At 60.3% G+C, this 13,324-nt stretch carries 14 protein-coding genes; 7 read left to right on the top strand and 7 right to left on the bottom strand.

Translation table 11 applies throughout. The features are described 5' to 3' along the window. Nucleotides 1–97: 97 nt before the first annotated feature. Nucleotides 98–844 carry a metal-dependent transcriptional regulator gene (locus tag ESZ53_RS11265; protein WP_129072918.1) on the top strand — a complete coding sequence of 249 codons (747 nt, stop codon included), beginning with the start codon at nt 98–100 and terminating at the stop codon, nt 842–844. Between the two features lie 47 nt (nt 845–891). On the opposite strand, the gene ESZ53_RS11260 is transcribed toward ESZ53_RS11265, so the two are convergent. The 5 genes from ESZ53_RS11260 to ESZ53_RS11240 form a co-directional block, all read right to left on the bottom strand. Further along, nucleotides 892–1,764, bottom strand: a complete 873-nt coding sequence (locus ESZ53_RS11260) for a metal ABC transporter permease (protein ID WP_129072917.1) — start codon at nt 1,762–1,764, stop codon at nt 892–894. Further along, a complete protein-coding gene (locus ESZ53_RS11255) occupies nt 1,761–2,501 on the bottom strand; it encodes a metal ABC transporter ATP-binding protein (protein ID WP_129073595.1) in 741 nt (246 codons plus the stop codon). Before ESZ53_RS11255 ends, ESZ53_RS11260 begins: the two co-directional genes overlap by 4 nt. A gap of 89 nt (nt 2,502–2,590) precedes the next feature. Further along, complete coding sequence (locus ESZ53_RS11250; RefSeq protein ID WP_129072916.1) at nt 2,591–3,553, bottom strand: metal ABC transporter substrate-binding protein; 963 nt, start codon at nt 3,551–3,553, stop codon at nt 2,591–2,593. 143 nt (nt 3,554–3,696) lie between these two features. Further along, a complete protein-coding gene (locus tag ESZ53_RS11245; RefSeq protein ID WP_129072915.1) occupies nt 3,697–4,455 on the bottom strand; it encodes a hypothetical protein in 759 nt (252 codons plus the stop codon). A gap of 108 nt (nt 4,456–4,563) precedes the next feature. Next, complete coding sequence (locus ESZ53_RS11240) at nt 4,564–5,010, bottom strand: hypothetical protein (RefSeq protein ID WP_129072914.1); 447 nt, start codon at nt 5,008–5,010, stop codon at nt 4,564–4,566. Nucleotides 5,011–5,563: 553 nt separating this feature from the next. Between ESZ53_RS11240 and ESZ53_RS11235 the strand changes: the two genes are divergently transcribed. Then, the gene (locus ESZ53_RS11235; protein WP_129072913.1) at nt 5,564–6,097 is read left to right on the top strand and encodes a hypothetical protein; all 534 of its coding nucleotides are present in this window, start codon (nt 5,564–5,566) and stop codon (nt 6,095–6,097) included. Nucleotides 6,098–6,355: 258 nt separating this feature from the next. Further along, entirely contained in the window at nt 6,356–6,505 is a 150-nt protein-coding gene (locus ESZ53_RS14365) for a hypothetical protein (protein ID WP_168187237.1), read from the top strand. A gap of 66 nt (nt 6,506–6,571) precedes the next feature. On the opposite strand, the gene ESZ53_RS11230 is transcribed toward ESZ53_RS14365, so the two are convergent. Then, nucleotides 6,572–7,015 (bottom strand): hypothetical protein, encoded by a 444-nt coding sequence (locus ESZ53_RS11230; protein ID WP_145963173.1) that lies wholly within the window; start codon nt 7,013–7,015, stop codon nt 6,572–6,574. Between the two features lie 316 nt (nt 7,016–7,331). Between ESZ53_RS11230 and ESZ53_RS14360 the strand changes: the two genes are divergently transcribed. The 4 genes from ESZ53_RS14360 to ESZ53_RS11210 all read left to right on the top strand — a co-directional run bounded on the left by ESZ53_RS14360 (nt 7,332) and on the right by ESZ53_RS11210 (nt 12,146). Then, nucleotides 7,332–7,793, top strand: a complete 462-nt coding sequence (locus ESZ53_RS14360; RefSeq protein WP_129072911.1) for a hypothetical protein — start codon at nt 7,332–7,334, stop codon at nt 7,791–7,793. A 2-nt stretch (nt 7,794–7,795) separates the two neighbouring features. After that, nucleotides 7,796–8,557: an ATP-binding cassette domain-containing protein gene (locus ESZ53_RS11220; protein WP_168187236.1), complete on the top strand. Its 762-nt coding sequence runs from the start codon at nt 7,796–7,798 to the stop codon at nt 8,555–8,557. Between the two features lie 212 nt (nt 8,558–8,769). Next, nucleotides 8,770–9,852, top strand: coding sequence for a hypothetical protein (locus ESZ53_RS11215; protein ID WP_129072909.1), 1,083 nt, complete (start codon nt 8,770–8,772; stop codon nt 9,850–9,852). Between the two features lie 926 nt (nt 9,853–10,778). Further along, nucleotides 10,779–12,146: an FAD-dependent oxidoreductase gene (locus ESZ53_RS11210; RefSeq protein WP_129072908.1), complete on the top strand. Its 1,368-nt coding sequence runs from the start codon at nt 10,779–10,781 to the stop codon at nt 12,144–12,146. 58 nt (nt 12,147–12,204) lie between these two features. On the opposite strand, the gene ESZ53_RS11205 is transcribed toward ESZ53_RS11210, so the two are convergent. After that, entirely contained in the window at nt 12,205–13,242 is a 1,038-nt protein-coding gene (locus ESZ53_RS11205) for a LacI family DNA-binding transcriptional regulator (protein ID WP_129072907.1), read from the bottom strand. Nucleotides 13,243–13,324: the final 82 nt, after the last annotated feature.

The following is a 13,324-nucleotide window of genomic DNA, read 5'->3' as shown; positions in this document are numbered from 1 at the left end:
CTTCACCCGCTTGCCCTCGCCTGATGTTCTCCGGGCGGGGGCAAGCGTCTTTAACTACGTCTGGCCGTACTTCAATCTTCGGCTTTAGACTGGGCGCATGTCGGTTACAGAGCTCTCGGTCAGCACCCAGAACTATTTGAAGGCCGTGTGGAGTCTTTCCGAATGGTCAGATGCCCCCGTCACAGCAACGGTGATCGCTGAACGCACCGGCTTCACTCTCTCCAGCGTTTCGGATGCCGTGCGTCGCCTCACCGATCAAGGCTTCCTTGATCATGCCCGCTACGGATCCATCGCGCTCACCGACGTTGGCCGCGCCCACGCCGTAGCGATGGTTCGCCGCCACCGCCTCATCGAATCGTTCCTCGTGAGCGTGCTCGGCTACAGCTGGGACCAGGTGCACGACGAAGCCGAGAACCTTGAGCACGCCGTCTCTGACTTCATGGTGGAACGCATCGACGAGTTTCTCGAACACCCCACCCGCGACCCGCACGGCGACCCGATCCCCAGCGCCGACGGCGTGATCACTATCCCGGATGCCGTGCAGCTCACCCGCATTGCCCCCGGCAGCACCGTCGTCGTTGAACGCATCTCCGACGACGACCCCGAGCTGCTCAAGTTCTTCGAAGAGCGCGGAATCGTGTTCGAAGCGAGCCTCAGCGTGAATGCCGGGGCGCCGTATTCGGATGCGCTCGAGGTGGTTGTGCTGGGTGGCGTCGACGGCGAAAACAGTGGGGCGAGCGGCGAAGCGAGTAACGACGGCGGGCGCCAATCCGCTGTGCCGATTAGCCTTGGCCGGAGCGCGACCGACGCACTCTACGTATCGGGCGGCACCCTCAGCGAATGACCTGAGGCGCACCGCGCGGGTTCGGGGCGCAGGCGGTGTCTTTGCCTTTACTGGGCGGCGAGCATCCGCTGCCGCTTCATTGCGCCGAGGCGCTTACCGATCACGCCCTGCGTGGGGCTGAACAGGTAAACGAGCGCGAAGATGCAGCCTTCGACGAGCACGATCATGCCGCCGGATGCCGTGTCGAGGTAGTAGCTGAGGTAGAGCCCCGTGATTGCCGCGAGCGCCGACGTCGCCGGGGCAATCACGAGCATGCGCGAGAAGCGATCGGTGAGCAGGTAGGCGGTGGCGCCGGGAATGATGAGCAGTGCCACCACGAGAACAACGCCGACGGCCTGAAGCGCGACGACCGCGGTGAGGGCGAGAAGCCCGAGGAGGGCCGCGCCGAGCACCTTGGGGTTGAGGCCGATCGCGTGGGCGTGGGTGGCGTCGAAGGCGTAGAGGGTGAAATCGCGGCGCTTCACGAGAAGGATCGTGAGCGTGATCGCGCCAAGGACGAGCACTTGGGCGAGGTCGGCCCACGAGACTCCGAGAAGGTTGCCGAAGATGATGTGGTTGAGGTCGGTCTGCGAAGGCGTCACCGAGATGAGCACGATTCCGAGGGCGAACAGGGTGGTGAAGACGATGCCGATCGCGGCATCCTCTTTGATCCGGCTCGTGTTTCTCACGATGCCGATGAGGGCGACGGCAAGGAAGCCGAAGATGATCGCGCCCACCGCAAACGGGGCACCGACGACATAGGCGAGCACGACGCCGGGCAGTACAGCGTGCGAGACGGCGTCGCCCATGAGCGACCAGCCCACGAGCACGAGCCAGCACGAGAGCACCGCGCACACGATGGCGGCGGTCACGCTCGTGGCGAGGGCCCGCACCATGAAGTCATAGCTGAGGGGTTCGAGGAGGAAATCGAGAGGGTTCACGCGGCGTCTCCCGCCGTGACATCGAGGCCAAAGGCCCGTGCAAGGTTTTCGGGCTTCAGCACTTCAGCCGGAGTGGATTGCAGCAGCACGGTGCGCATCAGCAAGATCGCTTCGTCGGCGAGCTTCGGCAGCGCGTTGAGGTCGTGAGTGGAGACGAGCACGGTGGCTCCCTCGGTCGCGAGCTCGCGCAGGAGTGTCGTGATTGTTCCCTCGGAACGTTTGTCAACGCCGGCGAAGGGCTCATCAAGCAACAGGATCGTCGCGCCCTGGGCAATGCCGCGCGCCACGAATGCCCGCTTCTTTTGGCCGCCCGAGAGCTGGCCAATCTGGCGGTCGGCAAGGTCGGTCAGTTCAACGCGGGCAAGGGCCTCAGCAACGGCAGCCTTGTCAGCGGCCTTCGGGCGGCGGGAGATGCCCATGTGCCCGTAGCGGCCCATCATCACGACGTCGCGCACGGAGAGCGGGAACGCCCAGTCGACGTCCTCGCTCTGCGGAACGTACCCAACTGCTCCGGCCTTGCGCGCGAGTGCAGGCTGCTGACCGGCCAGCGCGACAGTTCCGCGGTCGGGGCGCAGCATCCCGGTAATGGTCTTGAAGAGCGTGGACTTGCCCGAGCCATTCATGCCGATGAGGCCGTAGATGTGGCCCGGCGCGAGACTGAGGCTCACGTTGTCGAGCGCGAGCACGTCGCCGTAGTGAACGGTGACGTTGCGCACGTCGATGGCGGGCACGTCGATCGCAGGGACGTCGATCGCAGGCACTGAACCGAGCGGGGCGGATGACGCAGCTCCCGCGCTGTCTCGTGCAGCGCCGGCGTGCTCGCCGCTCATTGGGACGCCCCGGTCAACCCGGCGATGATGGTCTCGGCGTCGTGGCGCAGCAGCTCGAGGTAGGTCGGCACGGGGCCACCTTCCTCCGACAGCGAATCAACGTAGAGGGTTCCGCCGAAGCTGGCGTCGGTTGCTTCGACGACCTGCTGCATGGCGCGGTCAGAGACCGTGGATTCGCAGAAGACGGCGGGCACATCGTTGTCTCTCACGAATTCGATCACCGACGCAATCTGGCGCGGGGTCGACTGCTGCTCAGCGTTGACCGCCCACAGGTAGTGCTCGCTCAGCCCAGCGTCGCGTGCCAGGTAAGAGAACGCTCCTTCGCACGAGACGAGAGCGCGCTGCGAGGCCGGCAACTCGGCGAGTTCGGTCGTGAGCTCATCGTTCACGAGCTGTAGTTCGGCTTTGTACGCCTCAGCATTGGCGGCGTAGTCGGCGGCATTATCGGGGTCGAGTTCGGCGAACGCGGCCTCCATATTGTCGACGTAGATTTGTGCGTTGAGGGGGCTCATCCACGCGTGCGGGTTGGGCAAACCAGCGTAGGCATCCTCGGTGATATCGATCGGTTCCACCCCGTCAGACACCACAACGTGGGGAACGTCGAGACCATCGACGAACTGCGCGAACCACACCTCGAGATTGAGCCCGTTGTCGAGAATCAGGTCAGCTTCGGCCGCTTTGGCGATGTCGCCGGGCGTGGGCTCATAGCCGTGAATCTCGGCGCCCACCTTGGTGATGGATTCCACCCGCAGGTTGTCGCCGGCCACGTTCTCGGCGATATCGGCGAGCACCGTGAACGTGGTGAGCACGACGGGGCGATCGTCGTTCGGGTCAGTCGTGGCGCCCGCATCCGACACCGCGGTGCAGCCAGCGAGTCCGAGCAGAAGGGCGGATGCCGCAGCGGCAATCGTCGTCATGCGCGTGGCGCGTCGGCGCCCTGTTGCAGCTCTCATTCCCATGTTCTGATCCTATGTTGGGAGAGCCTCTTTAAGAAACTACGTCTAGACGTAGTTTGCCTGAAATCTCATTGATCGGTAAAAGTCGCGGATCTTTCCGGGCCGCAGAATCGGCGCACTGTCAACCTCGCCATTCGACGTCGCGTTCAGCGCATCTCGGTGTCGAACGAAGCCCGCAGCGCTGGCTGTTCGGCAACCACCGCGAGTGACCGCTGGGCTTCCCGAACTATCACCGGACTGGTATTTCTCGCGACGATTTGCTCGAGGATGAGCATGACATCCGGATGATTGAAACTCTCGAGCGCACGCACGATCTTCCACTGCATGAGCTCGTCGCCGGGATTGCCCCGCAGCTTCTCAGTGAGCGCGTGAAGCGCTGCCAGCCGATCCGTCGTAGCCACCGCCGAATAGAAACACAGGAAGCCAACGGCATCGATCGCCTCAACCGCCTGCGTCCGTGACCCGTCGACAACGGCCGCAATCAAGGTGGGCAACACCACAGGGTCCATACGCGCGAGAATCCGAGCCACGATGTCTCGCGGAAGCGGGTAGCTCGCCTTCTTGAACGCTTCGACAGCGGGCTGGGTGTGCTGATTCCGCCCGATAGCACCGAGCAGCGGAATGAGCAGCTGGGCGGTTTCTCGGCCGCCCACTTGGAGCGCTTCGCACAGTTCGAGCTTGGTATAGAGCTTGGTCTCTCGCATGAGTCGCTCCACGAAAAGCTGATTCAGCGAAGCATCCGGACGCGCAGCACGCGAGAGCAACCGCACTGCGGCTGATCGCTCGACAGCGTCAGTCGAGTCCAACTGTCGCGTCAGCTCAGCCGCCGACAAATGACGGGAGGCTTCAATATCCTCGTCGCGCAAGAATCCACGACCGCGCAACTGACTCACTGAGCTCTTCATGTGACCGCAACTTTATCCCGAGCGGGTCAGCCGAATGCGGTGGCGCATTGCTGCTGTGACCTCATACCTGACAGCGGCATCGGCATCGCGAAGGCGACTCGCCTGTGGCTACTGGTAAAAGCTCAAAGGCGCGCCGACTGCATCGCATTCGACAGCGAGCGCCGTCGTCGCTTCTCCCAACGCTGACGCGTCCCCTGTGGCCGGTTCGGCACCGTCGGCGGCTAGCTCCGTGATTGCCGAACGCAGGTCGTCGACTTGGCTGCTCAAAAGCGCGTCCTTGTGCAAGATTCCGAGGATCGGGAAGCCGTCGGCAATAGTGGCAATCATGTAGTCGAACGATTCCCTATTCAACTCGCCGGCCTCATACCCCGAGACCACGCCGTACACCGTCATGAGTTCGATCGAGAGCGAATGGCACAGCCCAACATTGCCGTCCTCCAACGAGGTCGCCACTTCGCTCGACGAAACTTCAGTGGGCGGCGGCTCAACTTGTGTGCACGCAGAAACAAAGATCAGCATTCCGGCGCACACGGCCGCGGACAGAAGATGTCTCATAAGGCTCCTTAGTTAGTTGCGGTTCCAGCGAACCGCGCAAGTGGGCGTTAGCGCGACGCGTCTTCGCACGCACCGATTCCCCGAACTCAACTATGTGAAATCAATAATGTCTCACATTTTGCCGACCTGTCTATCTTCTTGGCATTCAACCTTGAAGCGCACTAGAGCGAGCGCCTGGCGACTACACAGTAGGCCTTGTGAACGCGGCTACGCTATTGCCCAGAGAGCAGTACAAGCGATAGCATCGCCCTAAATTGAAAAATGTTCGCATTTCGACAGTGGGGGTCATGCTTGCTTTGTTCTACTGACGGATCGCCCCAAAAACTCTTTACGGGCGTTGCGGTCGTTGGGTCGTTCTCTGAGCTCAGCGGGGCGATCACCGACGATGAAGTTGTCCATCTCGTAACGCCAGACCAGGAAGGGCTTAGCGTTATTAGAACTTCCCGGAGCGGGGCTTATGCCTGGACACCCGCTGCATCCATCCCGGCCTTCGCAGTAGACACCAACTCGCATTTTGACGCATTGGAGGCAGAACTTGCGCTCCTCTAGGGCTGTGAAATCAGTGATCGTCTTGTTAGCCAGCACAAGTCTGCTTGGAAGCTGCGTAGGGCTCCCTGCCAATGAGATCGGTGCCGACCTCGAAGTAAGGGCGCTAGAGCGCACCGCCTTCCTATTCGCTGACGCCTCGGCCTGCATTCAGATCCAAGCCGAGGAGGAAGCACCTATCGAGGACGTTGAGCTATTTGTATCGAAACTCGACCAATGTGGATTCAGCTTGCAGATACTTGACCTCACCGATGAAGAGATCTTGTCGGAGTTTCGCCCTGCAGGGGACGGTACTTGGCTCGTCTCTGGGCACACGACTGAACAGCGTCTGACGCTTACCGCATATACAACTGGGCTAGCGAGATTCGATTCAGGGCTAGTAGCTGCACGTCGCATTAAGAGCTTGTGCTGGTCTTTATCATTCGACATTCAGACCGGCAGCGATGTAAGCGTCACTGACGAGACATGCAGCCCAGCAATCTTTCTCGTGGACTCGGAGTACATCCTGACTAATATTGCCGAGCTCGAAGCAGGGACTTAGCCAACTGGCTACCTAATTGGGGTTCACCCCAAACCGACGCTAGAGTCTGCCAAATGACGGCCTCACGCCGAAACATGGCACACGGATTCGCAAAACAAGGCATCGGCATCTCGTAGTGAGTGGCCGAAGCGTGTGTGATGACATCAGCGCATTCGGCGCTCCGCTTGTGACACCGTTGGAACTCCGGGATGCGGAGGCGAGTATTGCAGTCGAACTGCGTTGCTGAATATAGTTGAGCCAACCGAGAAGGGGCCAACGATGTTCACACGGTTTCTCAATGTGATGGGTCGGGTCGCTAAGCGCCTGGCATTCGTGTTTACCCAGTTGGGCGGAGCGGCCAACGGTGGCCGAAGCGCGGATCCCAGCGCTCGCTCACTTTACGAAGACCGCGAAGACTACCGACCGTAATAGGTTCCCCTTACGGACGGTCGCGGTCGCGAACCGTCCACGTGGGGTACACCCTCGCAGACGCGATCACCGGCACCTAATGGTTCTGATGGCGGCAATAGCACCACTACCGCCATCAGAACCATTACCTATAGTGACTACAGTGAAGCCCGAATTCTTTGCGAGGGCAGTAAGCATGATGCGACCAGTTGCGTTGCGAAGCGGCAGACCGTATCGATCTCCTTGCTCTTGCGTATCGCAATACTTCTTGCGTCCCTTATATAGGTGATTGGCGTGAAGCTCCTGCTTTTTACTGACACCGAACGCTGCGTGGATGGCACGGCGTCCGGCCAGCCACGGAGAAAGCACGCTCGACCATTGTTCTTCGTGGATGATGAGGGCGGTGAGCGTCACCCCCGTTTTTTGAATCCCCGGAATCGTCGATATATCGAGGTGCATACGCCCAAGCATCTCAGGGCGACCACGCGGCCACGCGCTGTAAGCCACAACCGCACACATTTCAACGCTCAAGGCGTAGTCCTGCATACAAGACATATCGCATCCCAATCAAGGCGTCCTGTCACCTTTTCACCTCCCCAGATGCTCTGTCAGTATGGTTCCCAACAACTACGTCGGTTGGCGCGTGAGAGCGCAAAACAGCTGAAGGCGCACAGGGTTCGGCGGCCACCGAACCGCCGCCCCTCTTTTGTGAATGCTCTTGCCGCCCAATCTGAACTACTGATTTGCTGCGCAGCAAGAACGCCAAAACCCAACGCAAGCTCGGCCGCATAGTATTGATTTCTGCTCAAATTCATTGCTAGGCTTAGAGCGCTGGGCTTACATCTGAGTGAGCGTTCCCGACCGCGACAATCAAATTGATCGGAGCAAGTCAATGCGTGTCTCAAACATAGTTACATTGGCTGTGGCAGCGTCGCTGTCTCTTGGTGCAAGCCTCGCGGGCGCAACCGCGGCGTTCGCCGATGCGAGCGGCACTTCCGGACAGGGGTGCACAGCCACTTCCTACACTCCGTACAAAGCCGCATCATCGCAAATTTACGGAAGCGGTTACGTAAGCTGCACTTCAGCAACAACCCGCTCGGTCTTTATCGAAGTACACCGAAGCGAAGGATGGTGGCATCCGGTCGTCGCCACCCATAGCTTCTCAAGCTGGGACAACAGTTATTCCATTGCCGCACAGGGCTGTGATAACAACAGGCAGGGTGTCTTTTTCACCGAGGTCCGGACGGGAAGTAACGCCGAGATTAATAGCGGCGATTCCACCACGCTCTCTGCCAACTGCCCCGCCTAATCGTGGTTTCCCTCAGCGCTCGGGGTGTAACAGTTCAGTACAAAGGGACCCCTTTCCCGCAAGTCCAGAACTTTAACCTTGAATTAGATGATGGAGTTCTTGCGATCGTCGGCCGCAATGGCGCAGGAAAGTCAACCTTGCTGAGGGCTCTCGTGGGTATCCAGAAGGTCGATGCCGGCAAGCTAGAAGTTCTCGGCATCGACCTTCGATCGGCTGGATCAAAACACGACTTACTTACCCGAATCGGCTTTCTTCCCCAAGACTTTGGATATGTTCCAAGCTTTACTGTTGAAGAATTTGTCCAGTACGGAGCTTGGCTCAAACGGCTTCCTCGAAGAGCCATTTCAGCGGCCGCGTGTGAAGCCATCGACCAAGTAGGTCTCGGTTCGGCACGCAAAACCAGAGTCGGAAAGTTGTCTGGCGGCATGAGACGCCGAGCCGGAATCGCTCAAGCAATCGTTCATTCGCCAGATCTGTTGATCCTCGATGAACCGACTTCTGGGCTGGATCCAGAGCAACGGATAAACTTTCGTGAGCTAATTCGATCGATCCAAACCGACCGCTGCATTATTCTGAGTTCTCACCTTGTCGAGGACGTGCGAGCGCTCGCCTCTCGAGTGCTCGTACTGGATCAAGGGAAGAACCTATTCGAAGGGACAGTTCCGGAGCTCGAACACAAGGAACTGCCAGACTCCCCGGGTGATTCAGCGCTCGAACGCGGCTACACAAGTGTCATAGGACCGCAACGAGTTGGAGACCAATGAGTCAAGTAGTACTCGAACTGAGACACTCTTCATTTAGAATTGCGGCCCCAGTCTTAGCGCTCCTCGCTATAGCGGTCGGTGTCACGGGTTCATGGCCCCAAGTGGCGAGCTGGCAAAACACCTCTGAAGCGCTCCTGCAAACAACGCACTTCCTCGCCCCTTTCCTATCCGGATTCGGGGCCTGGGAGTCACTCAGATCAACGCGAAACAAGTTGTCGACATCGGAAGAAACAGCCTCACTCAGCCTTGCCTCGATACGCGCGCCACAGTTCGTCGCCACCATGCTCTGGGTCATTGCACTAACGACCGTGGTTTTCCTTTCTCTACTTGTACGTGCGGGGATTGTGGGCCATCTCGCCGGGGCCGCTGAACCATTTAGCCTCGCCCTAGCCTTTGCAGCAAACGGACTGTTCGTCACGGTTGGTTTCGTGGTCGCGGAGGTTGCCCGCCAATGGTGGTCCATTCCTCTCGCTGTACTCGTTCCACTTGCTCTATATGCCGTTGCACTCTTTAGCGATGGGGCGTCATGGTTCTTAGCGCTCAACCCGCTAGGTGGCTATGTTGCAGCGACGGCTCACGTCCCTGATTCATACGTATTCGCTGGAAAGTGTCTTATCTCGCTCGCCAGTGGCCTCGTTTTGGTCGCAATTGCAATGAGCCGGGATAGGACGCGCAATACCGTGGCGGTCGGCGTCGTGCTAATCCTTGCCGTTGCTCCGATCATTACCGGCGGCGCCCTTATTGCCTCGCGCAATGGTCAAGAGTGGAGGGCTCAGGGAGGCACTGAGCTCGAATGGACAACTAGTGAGAAGAACGGTCTAGAAGTCAAGGTTTTGAGCACCTATCTGCCTGTACTCGATCCCCTCTTAAGCACTTGGTCAAGAATTTCGGACCTCACTTCCACTAGCGACCTCGCTTTTACATCGCTTACACAGGACCTCGCTCCAACCTACGACCCCCAGGCTCCCAGAGGAACGTTCTTTCGGCTCGATCTCAATCCAAGAGCAGCCGATATCGTTTCGAGCTCCGTTGAGTCAGCTTTCAACGATGTTTCCAAGTGCGCTCCGGACGATAGTTCCGGAGACTTCTGGCTCCAAGGCCACCTGATAGTCCAATCGTGGTTCATGAACAAGAACACCTTTCGTTCCAACGCCTCTATAGACAGCGATCAACGAGTCGGCGATGGGCTATCGGCTTTGTTCGCCTTATCTCCCGACAAAGCGCGCGCGTGGGTCAAAGAACACCAACAGAACATTCGGACCTGTTCCTGGGACTACTCAGACTTCGAGTTCTAAGTGCTGCTTTTCTTCAAGAGCCGCGCACTTCTGGCGTGCGTTCTGTTCGCCACCGTGTTCGAGGCTTCGTTGCCATTTTGGGGCTCGAGGGCATTCAAAATTTCCTATCCTGGATTTTTTGAAGCGATACCACTTGGTGTACCCGCTCAGTTCGCGGCAGTTGCCGTCATTCTGTATAGCACCGACTCAGCGTTTCATTACCTTGAGCGGATGGCTGCCCGGCCCCTTTACCCGTTGCGAATGCTGTCCTTCCTTCTTGTCGTAACGGCCCCACTTGTCGTGCTCGTCGTAGCGTGTGCTTTGATGGGCGATTCTGGGACTCTTGGTTGGGCGGCACCCATTAGAGCTTTCCTAGGCATGCTCGGTCTGGGGCTAATCGCAGCACAGTTTGTGGATCGGCGTCTAGCGAGCTTGTCTTCGGTCCTCGCAATAGCTGCCCCAACAACCCTCAACCCAACCCAGATCATTGGATTCGAAATCTGGGGATTTGCTTACTCGGGGAGCCCCGGACCAACCGCGTGGGTGATTGCTCTTTCGTTGTTTGTGCTGGGCAGCATTCTTCACATCACGTTCGCCCCAAGAGGACCTCGGTACGAGAACTAGCCGATGAAGTGAAGATACAGGAGAATTCCTGCGGAGAAGATCCAACAGTTGCGAACATATTGAACTGGACTCTCCGGCAAGCGCAAAGCCGGTTGTGAGCAACCTGGCACCACCGGCGATTACACTCCCAACAATGAGCGGCGTAATACGGATAAGGCCGACCTGACGAATACAGACTTCGAAAATAACCGGAGCGCCCCCACAACGAGCAGCGTGACGTTCTCGCTTGTGTAAAGAGCCAGGAACCGTCAGTCCACTTGAGGTACGCCCTAAATAAACGTCAAGGTCAGCCGAACCCAGCACCGCGTTGCTACTGTGACCTCATGACCGACTTCGCTAGCGCGCCCACCGTCGACCCCGCCGCAGCACTCTTCGACACGATCGTGGTCGGCGCCGGAGTCTCCGGCCTCACCGCGGCACGCTTTCTCGCCCAGTCCGGCCAGCGCGTGCTCGTGCTCGAAGCCCGCGACCGCACCGGTGGCCGCACCCACACCGAACACTCAGGCGACGTTGCCACCGACCGCGGAGCATCCTGGATTCACGGCGTCGACGACAACCCCCTCACCGACATCGTCAACGCCTTCGGCATGCGCACGGTCGAGTTCACGGTCGGCAGCTACCAGCCCACCGGCCGCCCCATCGCGTATTACAGTCCCACCGGCGAGCGCCTCAGCGACGACGCTGTCGCCCAGTTCGCGGATGACGTGAGCACCTTCGACGCGCACCTTGCGACGGCGGTGCAGGCTTCCACTCTCGGCTCAAACTATGAGCAGGCGGCCGACGCCGCGCTTTCCACCCTCGGCTGGAACCCCGATCGGGCGGAGCGCGTGCGCGAGTTCGTGCTGCACCGCTCCGAGGAGCAGTACGGCGTGCACGCCGGGTTGCTCGATGCACACGGCCTCGACGATGACACGGTCGACGGCGACGAGGTGGTGTTCCCCCACGGTTACGACGAGCTGGCAACGAATCTTGCGGCGGGGCTCGACGTGCGTCTCGAGCATGTAGTCACCGGCATCCGCTGGTCGAAGCAGGGCGCCACGGTCGCTACAGCGCACGGCGAGTTCGCCGCAGACCGCGTTGTCGTAACGGTGCCGATTGGGGTGCTCAAGAGCGGCGATCTTGCGTTCGAGCCGGCACTACCCGAGTGGCTCACCCACGCCATTGATGGCTTCGAGATGAACAACTTTGAGAAAGTTTTCCTGCGCTTCCCCACTCGCTTTTGGGACGAGAACGTCTATGCGATTCGCCAGCAGGGCGAGGCAGGCAAGTGGTGGCACTCCTGGTACGACCTCACCGATCTGCACGGCGTTCCCACTCTGCTCACCTTCGCGGCCGGCCCCAGCGCCATCGAGGCGCGTGACTGGAGCGACGAGAAGATCAGCTCCTCCGTGCTCGATGCCCTGCGCGGCCTCTACGGCGAGCGCGTTGAGCACCCCGACGACGTGCTCGTAACGCGCTGGCAAGACGATCCCTACTCGTACGGGTCGTATGCCTACATGACCCCGGGATCCACGCCGGACGACCACGACCTGATGGCCACACCGGTCGAGAACGTGCTGCACTTTGCCGGCGAAGCAACCTGGACGGATGACCCCGCCACCGTCACCGCGGCGCTGCGCTCCGGTCACCGCGCCGCCGAGAACATTCTCGGAACTGAGCTCTCGTTCGACGGATTGGTTGCGCCGCTCTAGCCGCGTCGCGACAGCGCGCCGCTGCCTCGAACCGCGCGGCGCGAAACACCCTGCCGCTCTAACCCCGCTGCGTCGACGCCCGCTCGCGAATCTCATACTCGATCTCGGGCGGCGACGGCTGGTCGTCGTCGGCGGCTTCGAGCAACGCCACGAGGTACACGACGGCAGCTTTTGCCGTCGCTTCGGGCGCAAGATCGACCGACGTGATCGGCGGGGCACTGTTGCGGGTCTGCTCCGAGTCGGAGCCGGCGACGATCATTACGTCCTCCGGAATGCGATGCCCCGCGGCCTGCAGCCCGGCCTGAATACCGGCCGCATGCCGCCCCGTGAGGCAGTAGATCGCATCCGGTAGTGGCGCATCCGAAGCCAGCAGCTCCTCGGCAATCTCGCGACCGCCCTCCTCGCCCAGTCGCTCGTCTTGGTTGTAAACAATGGGCGCCTGCTTACGGCCAGCCGCCCATTCGCGATACGAACTCTCGCTGTCGGCGTTCCACGAGTTGGGGTCAGTTCCCGTGACGAGAGCGATGCGCTGAGCCCCGCGTTCGCTGAGGTGCGCGATGACGCTGTCGACATTGTGCAGTGTGCCGCCACCGAGCCAGGCGGTGAAGTCGGGCCGCTCAACATCGCGCCCCACCGCAACAAGCGGGATCGCGTTTCGCGTGAGCAAATCGATCACTGGGTCGCCGGCGAGCGGGTCAGAAATGATGAAACCGTCGGCCGCAAGCGCGATGCCGGGGGCGTTACCGGCGGTGGGGTCGCGCATGAGCACAAGGCCGTAACCGCAGTCCAAGGCTTCCACCGCTGCAGCTCCGGCGAACCGCAGAAAGTAGTCAACTCCCTCGGGCTGATACGAGCCGAGAGTGTCGAGGGGGCGGATGACGAGGCCGAGCAATCCAAGCCGGTTGCTGCGCAGACCGCGCGCGATGGCATCCGCGCTATAGCCCAGCTCGGCGGCGACCTCGATGACCCGTTGGCGCGTGGCTTTGGCGACCACTCCTTTGCCGTTGAGGGAGTGCGACACCGTGGTGATGGAGACCCCGGCGTGCCTCGCCACATCGTGGATGGTTGATCGTCGTCGCCCTCTCGCTGTACTCACTCTGGCAGGCTAGCGCGCATTTCCGGAATGTAAAACGTTTTGGCAATATCTCCCCCAAAACGTTTTGGTCGACTAGGTTTTC

This window comes from Salinibacterium sp. UTAS2018 (assembly GCF_004118935.1).
Taxonomy (GTDB): Bacteria; Actinomycetota; Actinomycetes; order Actinomycetales; family Microbacteriaceae; genus Rhodoglobus.
Note: the sequence above shows the minus strand (reverse complement) of the source record. Positions and strands in the feature narration are given on the sequence as shown.

What these genes read in the sequence shown, in the direction of transcription:
- ESZ53_RS11265 (WP_129072918.1), top strand. Translation starts at nt 98, where the DNA reads ATGTCGGTTACAGAGCTCTCGGTCAGCACCCAGAACTATTTGAAGGCC.
- ESZ53_RS11250 (WP_129072916.1), bottom strand. Translation starts at nt 3,553, where the DNA reads ATGGGAATGAGAGCTGCAACAGGGCGCCGACGCGCCACGCGCATGACG.
- ESZ53_RS11245 (WP_129072915.1), bottom strand. Translation starts at nt 4,455, where the DNA reads ATGAAGAGCTCAGTGAGTCAGTTGCGCGGTCGTGGATTCTTGCGCGAC.
- ESZ53_RS11240 (WP_129072914.1), bottom strand. Translation starts at nt 5,010, where the DNA reads ATGAGACATCTTCTGTCCGCGGCCGTGTGCGCCGGAATGCTGATCTTT.
- ESZ53_RS14365 (WP_168187237.1), top strand. Translation starts at nt 6,356, where the DNA reads ATGTTCACACGGTTTCTCAATGTGATGGGTCGGGTCGCTAAGCGCCTG.
- ESZ53_RS11210 (WP_129072908.1), top strand. Translation starts at nt 10,779, where the DNA reads ATGACCGACTTCGCTAGCGCGCCCACCGTCGACCCCGCCGCAGCACTC.